The 15787-nt window shown below is 65.8% G+C and carries 14 protein-coding genes; 6 read left to right on the top strand and 8 right to left on the bottom strand.

All coding sequences use genetic code 11. From position 1 onward, the window contains the following. Nucleotides 1–113: 113 nt before the first annotated feature. From ABIA90_RS27495 to ABIA90_RS27510, 4 genes are all read right to left on the bottom strand, one after another. On the bottom strand, nucleotides 114–1019 hold the full coding sequence (locus ABIA90_RS27495) for a LysR family transcriptional regulator (RefSeq protein WP_354099787.1): 906 nt from the start codon (nucleotides 1017–1019) through the stop codon (nucleotides 114–116). A 122-nt stretch (nucleotides 1020–1141) separates the two neighbouring features. Next, on the bottom strand, nucleotides 1142–2497 hold the full coding sequence (locus ABIA90_RS27500; protein WP_166342637.1) for an MFS transporter: 1356 nt from the start codon (nucleotides 2495–2497) through the stop codon (nucleotides 1142–1144). A 318-nt stretch (nucleotides 2498–2815) separates the two neighbouring features. Beyond that, nucleotides 2816–4765, bottom strand: coding sequence for an SGNH/GDSL hydrolase family protein (locus ABIA90_RS27505; RefSeq protein WP_354120680.1), 1950 nt, complete (start codon nucleotides 4763–4765; stop codon nucleotides 2816–2818). Between the two features lie 90 nt (nucleotides 4766–4855). Further along, nucleotides 4856–5938 carry a lysylphosphatidylglycerol synthase transmembrane domain-containing protein gene (locus ABIA90_RS27510; RefSeq protein WP_063982249.1) on the bottom strand — a complete coding sequence of 361 codons (1083 nt, stop codon included), beginning with the start codon at nucleotides 5936–5938 and terminating at the stop codon, nucleotides 4856–4858. A 444-nt stretch (nucleotides 5939–6382) separates the two neighbouring features. On the opposite strand from ABIA90_RS27510, the gene ABIA90_RS27515 reads away from it, so the two are divergent. From ABIA90_RS27515 to ABIA90_RS27525, 3 genes are all read left to right on the top strand, one after another. Beyond that, the gene (locus ABIA90_RS27515) at nucleotides 6383–6889 is read left to right on the top strand and encodes a YciE/YciF ferroxidase family protein (RefSeq protein WP_354120679.1); all 507 of its coding nucleotides are present in this window, start codon (nucleotides 6383–6385) and stop codon (nucleotides 6887–6889) included. Nucleotides 6890–7030: 141 nt separating this feature from the next. Further along, the gene (locus ABIA90_RS27520; RefSeq protein ID WP_354120678.1) at nucleotides 7031–8449 is read left to right on the top strand and encodes an MFS transporter; all 1419 of its coding nucleotides are present in this window, start codon (nucleotides 7031–7033) and stop codon (nucleotides 8447–8449) included. Nucleotides 8450–8568: 119 nt separating this feature from the next. Then, nucleotides 8569–10968 carry a bifunctional diguanylate cyclase/phosphodiesterase gene (locus tag ABIA90_RS27525; RefSeq protein WP_354120677.1) on the top strand — a complete coding sequence of 800 codons (2400 nt, stop codon included), beginning with the start codon at nucleotides 8569–8571 and terminating at the stop codon, nucleotides 10966–10968. Between the two features lie 3 nt (nucleotides 10969–10971). Here the strand turns inward: ABIA90_RS27525 and ABIA90_RS27530 are convergent, their stop codons facing one another. Continuing rightward, complete coding sequence (locus tag ABIA90_RS27530; protein WP_166090408.1) at nucleotides 10972–11406, bottom strand: hypothetical protein; 435 nt, start codon at nucleotides 11404–11406, stop codon at nucleotides 10972–10974. A gap of 79 nt (nucleotides 11407–11485) precedes the next feature. On the opposite strand from ABIA90_RS27530, the gene ABIA90_RS27535 reads away from it, so the two are divergent. Continuing rightward, complete coding sequence (locus ABIA90_RS27535; RefSeq protein WP_354120676.1) at nucleotides 11486–12073, top strand: hypothetical protein; 588 nt, start codon at nucleotides 11486–11488, stop codon at nucleotides 12071–12073. 62 nt (nucleotides 12074–12135) lie between these two features. Further along, a complete protein-coding gene (locus ABIA90_RS27540) occupies nucleotides 12136–12735 on the top strand; it encodes a YdcF family protein (protein WP_354120675.1) in 600 nt (199 codons plus the stop codon). Nucleotides 12736–12805: 70 nt separating this feature from the next. On the opposite strand, the gene ABIA90_RS27545 is transcribed toward ABIA90_RS27540, so the two are convergent. Next, nucleotides 12806–14149, bottom strand: a complete 1344-nt coding sequence (locus ABIA90_RS27545; protein WP_354120674.1) for an aminotransferase-like domain-containing protein — start codon at nucleotides 14147–14149, stop codon at nucleotides 12806–12808. 185 nt (nucleotides 14150–14334) lie between these two features. Between ABIA90_RS27545 and ABIA90_RS27550 the strand changes: the two genes are divergently transcribed. Then, nucleotides 14335–14571, top strand: coding sequence for a DUF1127 domain-containing protein (locus ABIA90_RS27550; RefSeq protein ID WP_038933822.1), 237 nt, complete (start codon nucleotides 14335–14337; stop codon nucleotides 14569–14571). 150 nt (nucleotides 14572–14721) lie between these two features. Here the strand turns inward: ABIA90_RS27550 and ABIA90_RS27555 are convergent, their stop codons facing one another. Next, nucleotides 14722–15147 carry a universal stress protein gene (locus ABIA90_RS27555; RefSeq protein WP_071917342.1) on the bottom strand — a complete coding sequence of 142 codons (426 nt, stop codon included), beginning with the start codon at nucleotides 15145–15147 and terminating at the stop codon, nucleotides 14722–14724. A gap of 60 nt (nucleotides 15148–15207) precedes the next feature. Continuing rightward, nucleotides 15208–15744, bottom strand: a complete 537-nt coding sequence (locus tag ABIA90_RS27560) for a SixA phosphatase family protein (RefSeq protein WP_354097383.1) — start codon at nucleotides 15742–15744, stop codon at nucleotides 15208–15210. Nucleotides 15745–15787 lie beyond the last annotated feature (43 nt).

Raw genomic sequence — 15787 nt, forward strand, 5'->3', positions numbered from 1 at the left:
TGCGTGTTGTGGAGGACGCGGGCCGAAGGCCTGCGCGTCCATGCGCCGTTGTTTAGGAGACCGTTCGATGCGCGTCCAAGCCAAAGCCTATATCGACCGATGCGGATTGAGCATCAATCGTCCGCCACCTCCGCGGAGGACAATTCGCCTGCGATTTTGACCAGAGCGGAGAGAAGCGGATTCTCGTCGTCGCGGCGCCAGACCATGAACAGCTCGACAGGAACGCGCGTGCGCAGCTTCAGCGGCCGCAGCCGCACGTCGGCGATCTTCAGGCTCGCAGCCGCGGCCGGCACGATGGCAAGGCCGAGCCCGGCGCGGACCATAGCGAGGATCGAATGGATCTGGCTCAGATGCTGGACGTAGCGCGGCAGCACGTCGGCGCGGGTGAACAGCGCCACCAGGAGATCGTGGAAATACCGGCTCTCATAGGGCGAGTACATCACGAAGGGCTGGTCGTCGAAGTCCTTGATGGTGATGGTCTCGGCATTCGCCAGCGGATGCTTCTTCGGGATCGCGGCGAGCAGGGGTTCGGCGACGACACGGCGGCTGGCCACTTCGGGGCGCGCTATCGGCGGCCGCAACAGCCCGGCGTCGATCTGGCCGGAGCTGAGCGCCTCGAACTGATCACCGGATACCATCTCCTTCAGCGAGAAATCGACCTCGGGCAGCTTGGCGCGGCAGGCGGCGACGAGCTCCGGGAGGAAGCCGTAGGCGGCAGCCGCCGTGAAGCCGATTTTCAGCGAGCCGGTTTTGCCGAGCGCAATGCGGCGGGCGACCTGCGAGGCGCTTTCGGCGAGCTTCAGGATGCGCCGCGCCTCCGGCAGGAAGCTGCGCCCAGCCGGGGTCAGGCGCACCGAGCGGCTGGTGCGTTCGAGCAAGGGCGCGTCGATGATGTGCTCGAGCACCTGGATCTGCCGTGACAGCGGCGGCTGGGTCATGTTCAGCCGCGCGGCGGCGCGGCCGAAATGCAGTTCTTCGGCCACCGTGACGAAACAGCGGAGCTGGTTGAGGTCGAACATCAATACATGCCTTAGATGGATAAGGCGTTTCCCCGGCGCTTCTAGCATCGATCATCCCCAAAACAAAGACGGCGGCTGAGGAGCCGCCGTTGAGTTGCCTGGTCAAGCTCCCGTGGGAGCCCTCAGGAGGAACGTTTGAGCACCACCCGCTCGATCTTGCCGACCACCACGAGATAGGCGAACGCGGCCACCAGCGCATTGGCGCCGACGAACAGCAGTGCGCCGTTGAATGAGCCGGTCGCGGCCAGGATGTAGCCGATCACGATCGGGGTGCTGATCGAGGAGAGGTTGCCGAAGGTGTTGAACAGGCCGCCGGAGACGCCGCCGGCTTCCTTGGGCGAGGTGTCGGAGACGACCGCCCAGCCGAGCGCGCCGATGCCCTTGCCGAAGAAGGCGAGCGCCATGAAACCGACCACAAGCGCCTGTCCGTCGACATAGTTGCAGGCGATGATCGACATCGACAGCAGCATGCCGCCGACGATCGGGATCTTGCGCGCCATCGTCAGTGAGCCGGTCTTGCGCAGAATGGCGTCGGAGATGACGCCGCCGAGCACGCCGCCGATGAAGCCGCACAGCGCCGGCAGCGTCGCGACGAAGCCAGCTTGCAGGATCGACAGGCCGCGCTCCTTGACGAGGTAGACCGGGAACCAGGTCAGGAAGAAATAGGTCAGCGTGTTGATGCAATACTGGCCGAGATAGACGCCGAGCATCATGCGGTTGGAGAGCAACTGGCGGATGTGATCCCACCCGGAGCCGGACTCGGGCGCACGCTCCTGCATCAGATCGTTTTTGGGCGCATCGAGATCGACCAGCGCGCCGCCTTCCTTGATGTAGTCGAACTCGGCCTCGTTGATGCCGGGATGCTCCTTCGGGCCGTAGACGGTCTTGATCCAGACCAGGCCCATGATGACGCCGAGCCCACCCATCACGAAGAACACGAAGCGCCAGCCGTAATCATGCGCGATCCAGCCCATCAGCGGCGCGAAGATCACGGTGGCGAAATACTGTCCCGAATTGAAGAAGGCCGATGCGGTGCCGCGCTCATTGCCGGGAAACCAGGCGGCGACGATGCGGGCGTTGGCGGGGAAGGACGGCGCTTCCGCGACGCCGACGAGGAGGCGAAGCGCGAACAGCACGATGATGGCAGCGCCGGCGCTGAGGAAGCCGACCCAGCCCTGCATCATCGTGAACAGCGACCAGACGATGATGCTGAAGGCATAGACGAGGCGCGAGCCGTAGCGGTCGAGCAGCCAGCCGCCCGGCACCTGCGCCGCGACATAGGACCAGCCGAAGGCCGAGAAGATCCAGCCCATGGCGACGGGATCGAGATGAAGCTCCTTCGAGAGCGCGGGGCCCGCGATCGACAGCGTGGCGCGGTCGGCATAGTTCACGGTCGTGACCAGGAACAACATGGTCACGATGAACAGCCTGACGCGAGACCTCCTCACGTCCGCTGCGGACGACACCACTGCGCTCATCACGCGCCTCCTTAGAACTCGAAATGTTTCCTCACTGCGACTCCTAGAGGCGCGCGCGGCAAAGTGTCCAAGTTCAAGGGAGTATCGATCGATGCCGTTTTTGGATCGATGGAACGGCAGGTGCGGGGAACGATCACGAGGTGACGAGAATGTGCGATCGTGATGCGCGAGGTCGTGCTCCGCACACCACTGTCATTCCCCGCGAAAGCGGGGAATCCAGTACGCCGCAGCCTCTCGATTCAATCACCGCTGTCACGGAGTACTGGATCGCCCGCTTTCGCCGGGCGATGACACCGAGTATGTGGGAGCAGTGTCGTGCTATTGCTGCGTGCCCAGCAGCGGCGCCAACAGTCCGCGTGTCACGCCGGGCGGCACGGCATCGAGGCCGAGCACGCTGCTCGCGGCCGGCAGTGCGGCGTCCGCCATCGCGGCGTGGCCTTCCGCGCTTGGATGCACGGCGCCGCCGTAGACGGCGGAGAGCACGCCCCAGGTGGCGTCGTGGATGTCGGTCGGCTGGCTCGCCGCCGGCAGGCCTTGCGGATAGGTCATCGCGGCAAAATAGCTGTCATTGGCATCGCGGATCCAGCGCGCGCGCGGCAGGTAGGCGCGATACTCCGAGGCGCCGCGGCCGCACAGCATCGGCTGGCTCGCCGCGCTCACGATATCGGGATTGAAGCTCTGGCCGTTCTCGGCGAAACACGTGCGGTCGAATTCGGGATCGTTGCCCGCATGGGCGCAGAAGCCGTGATCGGCGAACACTGCCTGGTGCGAGTCCACGAAGGTCATGCGATCGGCTTCGGGATCGCGGCACAGTGCGCCGCGCGTGCAGGTGGCGAGCCCCTTCAGCTGCGGCAGGAATTCGGTGTCGACGAAGGTCGACACGCGAGCGAGGCGCTGCGGATCGGCGTTGAAGGACGGATGGATGTCGAACCCGGCGCGGCCGCCGCGGCAGGGCACGCCGCCATCGGCGAGCGCGGGATTGGCGTAGGAGACATAGACCACGTGCGAGAGGTCGCCGCCGACGAGCGGCTTCAGCGCCTCGCGCAGCTTGGCGAAATTCTGCGGCAGCTCGCGCGCCAGTGCATCGCGGGAATCGTCGACGCTCGCCATCACGCCGGAACGGCGGAACAGCGCGCGCTCAGTCGCGGTGTCGACGATGACGTCGGCGACGAGGCCGGAGAAATAGACGTCGTTCGCGCCGACCGAGAGCAGCACGAGATCGAGCGTGCGGTCCGGCTGGCGCTTTTTCGCCGCGGTGAGCGCCTCGCGCAGCTCGGCGACCTGGGCGTTCACGCTGGTGTTGCAGACGCCCGTCTTGCCGGGCGGGCATTCGCGGGCGCGCTGCGAGCCCAGCAGACCGTCGCCGATGCTGGCGCCGGTGCAGGCGAGTGGCAGAAAGGTCACCGCGATGTGGGTGTAGCGCACCGCGAGCGCGAGAGCCGTGCGGGCCTGGTAGCTGTAGAGCGAGCGGTGGCAGGGCGAGTTGAACCAGAGCGCGCCGTAATGCTGCCAGTTGGCGAGCGTGTCGGGTGCTTCGCAGGCGCGGCCACCTTTATAGCCGGCACGGCTCGGCCGGTAGTATTGCGCACCGGCGGTACCGAGATAGGAGCGGAAGCAGAAGCCGTCGTCCGACAGCGCCAGCGGCCGGTCGGGATTGCCTTCGCCGGAGGCGATGCTGTCGCCGAGCCCGGCGACGAAGATGTCGCGGACCTGGATCTCGGCCTGGACGCGCTGGGTCGGATCGGAGCCGGAGGAGACGTCGACGCTCGCGACCGTCTGCTTGCCGTAGCGGACGCGCAGGTTGATCGGCTCGGCGCAATCGAAAGTCGAGGTCTGCGGCCCGTCGCCGTCGTCGAACGACCAGGCGCAGGTGGCGCCGACCGGCACTGCGCCGGTCAGGCGCACGGTCACCGGATGATCGGTCGGGGTGAGGTAATTCTCTTTGACGTTGTCGCGGGTGCAGGGCTGGTTGACCCGGCCTTGGAGGTCGATGCAGAGCCGGTTGACCATGTTGCGGGCCCAGCCGCGGCCCTCGCTCTGGAGCTCCAGCGACTGCTCGGCGGCGAGGATGCTGCGGTTACGCGCGTTCTCGACATGAAGCAGGAAGTCGCGCTCCTCGCGGAACAGGCGGAAGCGGTTGCGCACCTCCCAGGATATCTGCATCGCACCGGCGTCCTGCGCGGCGGCGCGCTCGAGCGGCAAAGACGTCAGAATCCCGGCAAGCAGCAGGAGGCCCGCGGGAAGGGTACGAAAGGAAAAAGGGATCATGGCCCGCGTGTTCAACGGCAAAGTTGAGGCGGAAATAAGAGAGCATTGCTGCCCCGCCCGCAACCTCTGTCTGACGGTCGCCCGCCCGCCTTACCGCTTGCTGGCCTGTCGCAACGACCGCTCGCGTTCCATCGCTGCTACCTGCTTGGGTAGGTTGCCTTGCGCGCAGGCCTCGGCCAGCCGCCGCCGCTCCTGCCAGGGCTCGACCACGTTCATCCAGAGCTCGCGCGCGCCCATGATGGAGATGGCGAGGCCGAACGGGATCACGAAATAGAGAATGCGGAAGACCAGCAGGGTCGCCAGAAGCTGCTCGCGGCCGAATTCGGGCAGCGCGACCAGCATGGCGACATCGAACACGCCGATCGAGCCGGGCGCGTGGCTGGCAAAGCCGATCAGCGTCGCCAGGATGAACACCACCGCCAGCGACATGAAGTCGATCGACGGATTGGCCGGCATCAGCAGGTACATCGCCGTGGCGCAGAAGCCGAGATCGACCACGCCGATCAGGATCTGGACCAGCGTCAGCGGCGCCGAGGGCAGCACCACCTTCCAGCCCTTCTGGCCGAGCTCGCGGCGCTTCTCGCCCATGCAGAGCCAGACCAGATAGGCGCCGATCGAGGCGAGGCCGCCGAGCCCGATCAGCCGGTTGATCGACGACGGCAGTTGATCCATCGATGAGGCGGCATCCGGATGGATGACCATGCCGATCGAGAGCACGAAGATGTTACCGAGCCAGAAGGTCAGGCCCGACAGGAAACAGATCTTCGCGACGTCGATCGCGTTCAGCCCGTAGTCCGAATAGATCCGGAAGCGGATCGCGCCGCCGGTAAAAACGGTGGCGCCGATGTTGTGGCCGATCGAATAGGACGTGAAGCTGGAGAGTGCTGCGATGCGATAGGGCACATGCTTCTTGCCGATCGTTCGCAGTGCAAAATAGTCGTAGAAGGTCAGCGTACAGAACGCGAAGACGACGCAGATCGCCGCCAGCCCGATATTCCCGCGGGGAATCTCGGTCAACGCGGTCAGGATGACGCCGGTATCGATGTCCTTGAGAGTGCGCGCAAGCGTGGTGATCGCGAAGGCGATGATGAAGACGCTCGCAGCAACACCGAGCCGTCGCCAGCCGATCCATCTCTTGAAGCCGCGCTTCAGCGCGGGCAGCAGTCCGTGCATTCATCCTCCCGGCGGGGGGCAAGACCGATCGGCCAGACATTGGCCGGTCGGGTGCGATCACTGCCCGAAATGGGCTTCGACCGCTAGGCATGATGTAGCTCATTTAAGGCAAAAACAGCGACTTGTGCAGCCCTTGACAACGATAGGTTCTGCGTTCGACCGATAGGTTCTGCGGTGGACCGCCGCTTTTGTCATATGTGGTTCATATCGGGCGCGCGTTAAGCATATGAGTCGGGGCACCTGCCTGGAACGCGCGTCCGCATCTTGACATGATTTCGTGTCCGCCCGCAGTCGGCATTGTTCCAACGCAAGCGATGCGAGCTTTTTGGGAACGTCGGTACCGTGCGCCGGTTAGCGCTCCATCAGCAATCGAACACGGCGGAATCATCGGCTTTTCGTGCGAGCCGACGCCTCCGTGTTCCCGAAACTGCGAGGATCGGAACGATGGGACTGTTCACAAAAGACATCAAGACCATGAACGACCTGTTCGTGCACCAGCTTCAGGACATCTATTACGCCGAGCAGCAGCTCACCAAGGCGCTGCCGAAAATGGCAGATAAGGCCACCGATCCGCAGCTGAAGCAGGGCTTTTTGACGCACCTCGAAGAAACCAGGCAGCACGTCAAGCGGCTCGAGGAAGTATTCAAGATGCACGGCACGCAGGTAAAGGCGGTCGACTGCCCGGCGATCGACGGCATCATCGAGGAGGCCGACGAGACCGCCGGTGAAGTCGCCGACAAGGCGGTGCTGGACGCCGCCCTGATCAATGCGGCCCAGGCCGCGGAGCATTACGAGATCGTCCGCTACGGCAGCCTGATCGCCTGGGCTAGGCAGCTCGGCCGCAACGACTGCGCCACTGTGCTCGCCAAGACGCTGGAAGAAGAGAAGGCGACCGACAGGAAGCTGACCACGCTCGCCGAGAGCAAGGTCAACCTGCGCGCGGCGAGCTAGGGCCGGCGTTGCTGCGCAAGGCGTCGCGCGGTCATCCCGCGCGGCGCTCGCGTATGACGCATCCATCATTCGGTCATTGTCGAAGCATGACGGCGGGCTGGAAGCGTATGTTTCGCATGGGGCTGCAACCGAGGCGGCAACATGCGAGCCAGCACCATCAAATATGAACCTCTCGACGGCGGAGCCAGTGCGCAGCGTGCCGGCTCGCGCCTTGCAACCTCCCTCACGCTTGCCGCGATGAGCCTCGGCTATGGCGTGGTCCAGCTCGACGTCACCATCGTCAACACCGCGCTGGATGCGATGGGCAAATCGCTCGGCGGCGGCGTCGCCGAGCTGCAATGGGTGGTCAGCGCCTACACCATCGCCTTTGCCGCTTTCATTCTGACCGCCGGTGCGCTCGGCGACCGCATCGGCGCCAAGCGCATCTTCATGGCGGGGTTCGCCATCTTCACCGCAGCCTCGCTCGCCTGCGCGATGTCGCCCAATGCGGCCGTGCTGATCGCAGCGCGGCTGGTCCAGGGGCTGGCGGCGGCGATCCTGGTGCCGAATTCCCTGGCGCTGCTCAATCATGCCTATGTGGACGCCCGCGAGCGTGGCCGCGCCGTGGCGGTCTGGGCCGCCGGAGCGAGCCTGGCACTGACTGCCGGTCCCTTCGTCGGCGGCGCGCTGATCACGCTGGTCGGCTGGCGCGCGATCTTCCTGGTCAATCTGCCGATCGGTCTTACCGGCTTGTGGCTGAGCTGGCGCTACGCCAGCGAGACCACGCGGTCGCGCGCGCGCGAGATCGATCTGCCCGGCCAGCTCGCCGCGATCGCCGCGTTGGGCACGCTTGCCGGCGCGATCATCGAAGCTGGCGCGCTCGGCTGGAGCCATCCAGCCGTGATCGCAGCATTCGTCGCCTCAGCCGCATTCGCGGTGCTCTTCGTCTGGCGCGAGAGCCGCACCGTGCAGCCGATGCTGCCGCTGTCGCTGTTCGGTCACCGGCTGTTTACCCTGACCACGATCGTCGGCCTCCTCGTCAACATCGCGATCTACGGCCTGATCTTCGTGCTGAGCCTGTATTTCCAGAGGATCAACGGGCTGTCGGCCTGGTGGACCGGGCTCGCCTTCGTGCCGATGATGGGGGCGGTGCTGCCCGTCAACCTGCTGGCGCCGCGTGTGGCCGAGCGCATCGGCTCGTGCCCGACCATCGTGGTCGGCGCCTGTATCTCGGCGCTCGGCTGTCTCGGGCTGCTCTGGACCGAAGCCGGGACCAGCTACTGGGCGATCTTTGCGCAGATGATCGCGATCAGCGGTGGACTTGGCCTGCTGGTGCCGCCGCTGACCTCCACCTTGCTCGGCAGCGTCGACAAGGCGCGCTCCGGCATCGCCGCCGGCGTCCTGAACGCGACGCGGCAGACCGGCAGCGTGCTCGGCGTCGCGCTGTTCGGCTCGCTGGTGGCCTCGGACAGTGCATTCATGATGGGCCTTCACCAGTCGCTAATCATATCGGCGGCCGTCCTGCTGCTCGCCGCCGCCGTGATCGGCCTCGGCGCAAATGCACCTGACGCAAGGACGTAAGGGCACTCAATGTGAGCGATCCCACACATTCTCTGTTCACCATTCCCGAAACCGGCACATAGCCGGTTACCGACTGTCCATCTCTGCCGGCTCTAGTGCGGCTGGAATAGGGGCCGGCAATGTATCAAGTTCTTTACTGCCTGACGGATCAGCATGATTGGCGTCTGGTCGCACTCGGCGGAGCGGTGTGTCTGCTCGCCAGCGCGGCGGCGATCAGCCTGTTCCACCGCGCGCGTGCGGCGCGCGGGGGAGCTCGCGTATCGTGGGTCGCGCTTGATGCCGTCGTCGCCGGCGGCGGCATCTGGGCAACCCATTTCATCGCGATGCAGGCTTACGGTCCTGGTGCGGGCGGCGCTTACAACATTCCGTTGACGGTCCTGTCGCTGATCTTCGCGATCGCGGTCACCTTCATCGGGCTGAGCATCTCGGTGTCGGTGACGCGGGCGGGCCTGGTTGCGCTCGGCGGCGCCGTCGTTGGTGGCGGCGTTGCCGCCATGCATTACACCGGCATGATGGCGCTCGAAATTCCCGCGCACATCGGCTGGACGACCGGCACAGTGACGGTCTCGATCGTGCTCGGCATCGTTCTCGGGTCGCTTGCCCTGGTGGTTGCGGGCCGGCGCGACAGCCTTGCGGGCGCGCTCGGCGCGACGGTGCTGCTGACGCTTGCCATCGTCTCGCATCATTTCACCGCCATGGGCGCCGTGGAGCTGACGCCGGATCCTGCGGTCGTGATCAGCGGCCTGTCGATCCCGCCGGCCTCATTGTCCATCCTCACCGCCAGCGCCGCCGCTGCGATCATCGCGATCGCGCTCGCGGCGGCTCTGCTCGACCGCCGCGCCAAGGGCGAACTGGGACGCCAGCAGGTCGTGCTGGATACCGCGCTCGAGAACATGTCGCAGGGACTGTGCATGTTCGATGCGGACGGCAAGATCCAGCTCTTCAACGAGCGCTACGCAGCGTTGCTCGGCCGCACCGACATTCTGCTCGCCGGCCGCCTGCTCGTCGACGTGTTGCGGGAAGAGCAGGCCAAGGGCCAGTGGCAGGGCGATGCGGGCGAATTCTTCGCGCGCCTCGTGGCCGACGCGCGCGAGGGCCGCACGACCAGCCAGGTCGTCACCCGGTTCGGTCGCTCCATCCGCGTCGTCAACCAGCCGATGCAGGGTGGCGGCTGGGTCGCGACTTTCGAGGACATCACCGAATGGCTGGAGGCGCAGGCCAAGATCTCGCACATGGCGCGCCATGACGCGCTGACCAATCTGCCGAACCGCGTGCTGTTCCACGAGCAGCTCGAGCAGGGACTGGGCCGGGCGAAGTCGGGCGACCAGCTCGCGGTGCTGTGCCTCGATCTCGATCACTTCAAGGACATCAACGACTCGCTCGGCCATCCCATCGGCGATGCGTTGCTCAAGGAAGTCGGTCGCAGGCTGAAGGCCACTGTCGGCGCGAGCGACACCGTGGCGCGGCTCGGTGGCGACGAGTTCGCCGTGGTCCAGATCGGGCGCTCCGAGGAAGCCGCGGCGCGAGCCCTTGCCGGCCGCCTCGTCGAGGTGATCTCTGCGCCTTATGAGATCGACGACCATCAGATCGTGATCGGCGTCTCGATCGGCATCTCGCTGTCGCCGCAGGACAGCGATAATCCGGACGAGCTGTTGAAGAACGCCGACCTCGCGCTGTACCGCGCCAAGGCGGACGGCCGCGGCACCTATCGCTTCTTCGAGACCGGCATGGATGCGCGCGCGCAGGCGCGGCGGCTGCTGGAGATGGACTTGCGGGCGGCGTTGCTGCGCGACGAGTTCGAGGCGTACTACCAGCCGATCCGCGACGTCGCCAGCGGTCGCGTCGTCGCCTTCGAGGCGCTGTTGCGCTGGAACCATCCGCAGCGCGGCCTGATCGCCCCCATCAACTTCATTCCGGTGGCCGAGGAGACCGGCCTCATCGTCCAGCTCGGCGAGTTCGTGCTGCGCAGCGCCTGCAGTGACGCCGCCACCTGGCCGGACGATGTCGATGTCGCCGTCAACCTGTCGCCGGTGCAGTTCAAGAGTCAGAACCTGATCGCATCCGTGACCGATGCGCTGGCCGCCTCAGGGCTCGCAGCGCGGCGGCTCGAGCTCGAGATCACCGAATCGGTGCTGCTCCAGAACAGCGAGGCGACGCTGACCACCCTGCACGAGCTGCGCGCCATGGGCGTGCGGATCTCGCTCGACGATTTCGGCACCGGCTATTCGTCGCTGAGCTACCTGCGCAGCTTCCCGTTCGACAAGATCAAGATCGACCGCTCCTTCGTGTCGGAGCTTGCGACGCGCGAGGATTCCATGGCGATCATCCGCGCCGTGACCGGCCTCGGGCGCAGCCTCGGCATCGTCACCACGGCGGAAGGCGTCGAGAACGACGCGCAGCTCGAGCTGCTGCGGCGCGAGGGCTGCACCCAGGCGCAGGGCTATCTTTTCAGCAAGCCGCGGCCCGCATCCGATGTCGCGTTGATGCTGAACCGGCCGCGGCTGCTCGCCTCGGCCTGATGTCTAGCCGCGGCGCAGCGCGAAGTGCGCGCCGCAAAACGCCATCACGGCGCCAAGACATAGCGCGGCGAGCCCGGCGAGCACGCCCGAGACGGACGGGATCGGGCTCGGCGCCGAGGCCACCTGGCCCGCACCGGCAAGCAGCAGCACGCCGACCGCGATCAGGAACTGCCGCATCCGCTGCGGGATCTGCCCGGAGACGGCGCTCTGCATCAATGTCGCCGTGAAATAGCCGCCGGAGAAACCGACCGTGGCAATCAACCACCAGGCGATCGCTGCGCCCGCGGGTATGAATTCATGCGAGTCGGAATGCCAGAGCCCGCCGAGGTCGAGCCCGTAGCGCGCGCCCAGCATGTGCACCGCGAGCGCGAGCAGCACGCCGGAGATCACGGCGGCGCCGAGAATCAGGCGGCGCGGAAAAAAGGTCGTCTCAGCCATGCCCCGCTTGTAGGATGGGCGAGGGCGATCGCGCAAGCCGATCGCAGGCGGGATTGCGCAGACGGGATTGATTGTGGGGATGCAGGTTTCGGGAGCGCAAGGCCCGTCGGTCACGAGCTACGCCTACAAGGCGTCGCTGATCGGCTCGGCGCATCGTTTCGATCTGACGGACGAGGGCCTGTCCTGGCACATCGCCGGCCGCTCCGGCCTGTGGCGCTATGACGAGATCTCGGCGATCCGGCTGTCGTTTCGCCCGGTGTCGATGCAGCAGCACCGCTTTCGCGCCGATGTCAGCCACACCGGCGGCGGCCGCATCAGGATCCTGTCGACGAGCTGGCAGACCGCGGCGCTGATGGCGCCGCAGGACAACGGTTTTCGCGATTTCATCATGGAATTGCACGCGCGGATGGCGCAAGCCGGCAGCCGCGCCGAATTGACCGCAGGCCTCGGCCGCAAGACTTATGCGGCGGTGCTGGCCTTCCTGGCGGTGCTGACGGTGGCGATGACGGGGCTTCTGATCCGCGCGCTCATGATCGGGGAGTTCGCCGGCGCCCTGTTCATCATCGGCTTTGCCGCGCTGTTCGCCTGGCAGGTCGGCGGCTTCGTGCGGCGCAACCAGCCGCACAGCTACAGTTTTGATCGTGTGCCGAGGGCGTTGCTGCCTTAGGTGCAATCGGCCGCAATCAAACGTGACTTCGCGCTCCTGCGCCGGTGTCGCATCGTGCTGTAATGCCAACCATGGATCGCAACAGGCGCCAGCCTACAGCGGATGAGATCGTCGAAATCAACCGCACGCATCTGATCGATACGCCGCTGCGGCCGGCCGATCTGTTGTTCATGTTCGGCACCCGCGAGGACGTTGGCTTGCGCGCCGACACCGCCGCGAGGCTGTGGCGCGAGGGCCTTTTCCGCTGGTCGATTGTCAGCGGTGGTGTGACGCCGGGCTCGGAGCAATCTGAGTGCACCATCATCAAGGCAGCGATGGTCGCGGCCGGCATTCCGGCGGACCTCATCCTCGAGGAACATCGCGCAATGAACACCGGCGAGAACGTGATCTTCTCGCTGCCGATCGTTGATGCAGCGCTTGGACTGCGAAACATCCGGAGCGTGATCTGCCTCGGCAACACCTGGACGGCGCGCCGCTACCCGATGACGCTGCACCGGCACTGGCCTGAAGCCGAGAAGATGCTGCTCACCGTCGACAGCTTTGCGACGCCGCGCGCGCTCTGGCACACCGATGTCGAGTTTCGCCGGCGTGTCCTGCACGAATGGGACAAGATCGAGCCGTACAAAGCGAAAGGCTTTATCGCGGAATGGCCGGCGGCCTGAGCAGCGAAGGGCCGGATCTTTGTCGTGACGCGTTTTCGAACCGGTATCACTTCGCTCGCAACGCTCTGGCTTACTCCGTCGATTCGAAATCCTCTTCCTTGGTGCCGAGCAGCGACACGAGCGTGCGCAGGCCGGAATCGAGCTGCTCGAGCGAGGGCGGGGCGAGCGCGAGCCGCACCGCGTTCGGTGCATGTCCGTGGGCAATTGCAAACGTCGAGGATGGCGTCAGTGCGATGCCGCGCCGGGCTGCTGCGGCGACGAAGGTCTGCGAGCGCCAGTGTGGTGGCAGCGTCAGCCACAAATGATAGGAGCGGGCGTCGGCCGCGATCTGGTAGCCGGCAAGCAGCCTTGCCGCGGTCTGCTGCCGGCGCGCAGCGTCGATCCGTTTCAGCCGCGTCAGCTCGGCGACGGTGCCGTCGGCCATCAGCCGCTGCCCGGACGCCAGCGCGTGGCCCGAGGCGATCCAGCCGCCGGTCCGGACTGCGCTCATCACGCTCTCGCGCAGATGCGGCGGGGTGACGAGGATGCCGAGCGCGAGGCCCGGTGCGACCTTCTTGGACAGGCTGTCGATCACGATGCAACGGTCCGGCCCGAGCGCTGCCAGCGGCGTGTCGTCGGCGAGGAAGCCGTAGACGGCGTCCTCGATGATGGTGAGATCGAGCTTCTCGGCGACGCGCATGATGTCGGCGCGCCGCGTCGCGTTCATCGTGACGCCGAGCGGGTTCTGGATGATGGGCTGGAGATACAGCGCCGACAGATGCGCTTCGCGATGCGCCTTCTGGATCGCATCGGGCCTCGCGCCGTATTCGTCCATCGGAATCGGGACCAGCGTCACGCCGAGCCGCGCGGCGATGCTCTTGACGTAAGGGTAGGTCAGCGCCTCGACGCCGCAGCGGCCGCCGGTGGGAACGAGGGCGGCGAGCGCGGCGGCGAGCGACTGCTTGCCGTTGGCGGTGAAGACGATCTGCTCGGCCTGCGGCGTGAAATCCTTGCGCGCGAGATAGGCGACGGCCGCATTGCGCGCGCTCTTGGTGCCGGTGCTGGTCGAGACGCGCAGGGCGGATTCGAGCGCGTCGACGCGCTCGAGCCCGGCAAGGCTCTTGGCGATCATGGCCCATTGCTGCGGCAATAACGGATAATTGACCTCGAAATCGATCCGCGCGTCGCGCGGCTCGCTCAACGCCTCGACCTCGCGCTTGATGTCGCCGGAGATGAAGGTGCCGCGGCCGACCTCGCCGACGACAAGCCCGCGGCGAAGCAACTCCGTATAAACCCGGCTCGCGGTCGAGACCGCGATGCCGCGGTCATAGGCAAAGTTGCGCTGTGGCGGCAGCCGGTCGCCGGGCCTTAACGTGCCTTTAGTGATATCGGCCGCAATGGCATCGGCAAGCTTCACGTATTCGAACTTGGACATTATTGCACCGAGAGCAATGTTTTACTTGCTCCGAGTAGTGTACTGGAGCATTTAAGTTCCATCAAGTTCCGCGATTGAGCCGAGGAGAGCGAGAGCAATCCGATGGCAAATGAGGTGCAGGCGCTCACAGCGTCCGCGCCAACGGCACCTGCTTCGCTGCGCGGACAATAGGCCGGAGAAGAAAAATGACCACGATCTCGCAAACTGCCGGGCGGAGTTTACGCCCATCCTCGTCGGGCGGATTTTTCAGCACGCTCGCCAACGCCGCCCATGCGCTGTTCGATCGCCTGGAGCGCCGCTCTGCCGTCAAGACGCTGAACGAGCTCGACGACCACGCCTTGCGCGACATCGGGATCACGCGCAGCCAGATCGAGGACGCCGTCTACGGGCAGTTCAAGGCCGAGCTGACGCGGTATCTGTGAGTTCATTCGGCCGCCACGCCCGCAAGTCCGGGCGTGGTGACAATGCCTCCGCGTCGTCATTGCGAGCGGAGCGAAGCAATCCAGACTGCCACCGCGGAAAGACTCTGGATTGCTTCGCTGCGTTCGCAATGACAGCGTTTGTTGTGGAGCTCAGTGCCTGACCACCAGCACCGAGCACTTGGCGTAGCGCACGACGTGCCCGGCATTGGAGCCGAGGAAATAGGTGCGCATCGCCGGCCGGTGCGAGGTCATCACGATCAGGTCGGCCTTCATGTGCATGGCCTCCTCCAGGATCTCATGATAGATGCCGCCCTGTCGCACCACGCTGGAAATGCGCCCCGTCTCGATGCCTGACTCCCGCGCGACGATGGCGAGCGCTTCCTCGGAGGTCTGGCGCTGCTGCTCGTCGAAATCGGCCGGGACGTATTCGGCGAGCATCACCGGCGTCATCGGCAGCACGTTGAGCAGTCGTATCGATCCGCTCCAGGTCTGCGACAGCGTTATCGCGGTCGCGAGCGCCGGCTTGGCCAGATCGGTGTCGGCGAGGTCGATGGGCACGAGGATGGACTTGAACATCTGCGCCTCCCAATTGACCAAGCTAGGATCAACCGGTCGAGACGGCGCGCCCCGCGCGTCTCAACCCGATCGAAGCAGCTTGGGGCTGACGAACAGCACCAGTTTGCCGCGGCGGTAGGCCACGTCACCCCAATCCTTGACGTCAAAGTCGAAGACCGCAAGCCCCGACGTGGGCAGATTGTGAGCGAGCGCCTTGGCGCCGGCCGGATCGCCGCCGCCCATCAGCATCAGCGCGGCCTCGTGCATGCCGGGATTGTGGCCCACCAGCAGCAACTGCTTCGGGTTGGCCGGAACGGTTGCAGTGCGAATGGATTCCAGGATCTGGGCGGGATCGGCGCCGTAGAGTTCGGGCAGGACCTCCACCTGCGGCGCTGCGACGCGGTCCTTCATCGTCTCCCAGGCAATGTCCCAGGTCTGCCGGGCCCGGACGGCGTGCGACACCAGCACGGCCTTGGGGAAGGGGGGATGGGTGGCGAGCCAATCCCCGATCTGCGCGGCATCCTTGTGGCCGCGGTCGTCGAGGCGACGATCCTGGTCACGGCCGCTCGGCGCGTCAGTCTCGGTCTTGGCGTGACGCAGCAGCATCAAACGGCGCATGGCATTCTCGAATCGTTACGCGTCCAGAATAATCTACAGGCGC

This window comes from Bradyrhizobium sp. LA6.8 (assembly GCF_040547935.1).
Lineage (GTDB): Bacteria > Pseudomonadota > Alphaproteobacteria > Rhizobiales > Xanthobacteraceae > Bradyrhizobium > Bradyrhizobium barranii.

What these genes read in the sequence shown, in the direction of transcription:
- ABIA90_RS27495 (WP_354099787.1), bottom strand. Translation starts at nt 1,019, where the DNA reads ATGTTCGACCTCAACCAGCTCCGCTGTTTCGTCACGGTGGCCGAAGAA.
- ABIA90_RS27530 (WP_166090408.1), bottom strand. Translation starts at nt 11,406, where the DNA reads ATGGCTGAGACGACCTTTTTTCCGCGCCGCCTGATTCTCGGCGCCGCC.
- ABIA90_RS27535 (WP_354120676.1), top strand. Translation starts at nt 11,486, where the DNA reads ATGCAGGTTTCGGGAGCGCAAGGCCCGTCGGTCACGAGCTACGCCTAC.
- ABIA90_RS27505 (WP_354120680.1), bottom strand. Translation starts at nt 4,765, where the DNA reads ATGATCCCTTTTTCCTTTCGTACCCTTCCCGCGGGCCTCCTGCTGCTT.
- ABIA90_RS27520 (WP_354120678.1), top strand. Translation starts at nt 7,031, where the DNA reads ATGCGAGCCAGCACCATCAAATATGAACCTCTCGACGGCGGAGCCAGT.
- ABIA90_RS27550 (WP_038933822.1), top strand. Translation starts at nt 14,335, where the DNA reads ATGACCACGATCTCGCAAACTGCCGGGCGGAGTTTACGCCCATCCTCG.
- ABIA90_RS27540 (WP_354120675.1), top strand. Translation starts at nt 12,136, where the DNA reads ATGCCAACCATGGATCGCAACAGGCGCCAGCCTACAGCGGATGAGATC.
- ABIA90_RS27525 (WP_354120677.1), top strand. Translation starts at nt 8,569, where the DNA reads ATGTATCAAGTTCTTTACTGCCTGACGGATCAGCATGATTGGCGTCTG.
- ABIA90_RS27515 (WP_354120679.1), top strand. Translation starts at nt 6,383, where the DNA reads ATGGGACTGTTCACAAAAGACATCAAGACCATGAACGACCTGTTCGTG.
- ABIA90_RS27510 (WP_063982249.1), bottom strand. Translation starts at nt 5,938, where the DNA reads ATGCACGGACTGCTGCCCGCGCTGAAGCGCGGCTTCAAGAGATGGATC.
- ABIA90_RS27560 (WP_354097383.1), bottom strand. Translation starts at nt 15,744, where the DNA reads ATGCGCCGTTTGATGCTGCTGCGTCACGCCAAGACCGAGACTGACGCG.
- ABIA90_RS27555 (WP_071917342.1), bottom strand. Translation starts at nt 15,147, where the DNA reads ATGTTCAAGTCCATCCTCGTGCCCATCGACCTCGCCGACACCGATCTG.
- ABIA90_RS27545 (WP_354120674.1), bottom strand. Translation starts at nt 14,149, where the DNA reads ATGTCCAAGTTCGAATACGTGAAGCTTGCCGATGCCATTGCGGCCGAT.
- ABIA90_RS27500 (WP_166342637.1), bottom strand. Translation starts at nt 2,497, where the DNA reads ATGAGCGCAGTGGTGTCGTCCGCAGCGGACGTGAGGAGGTCTCGCGTC.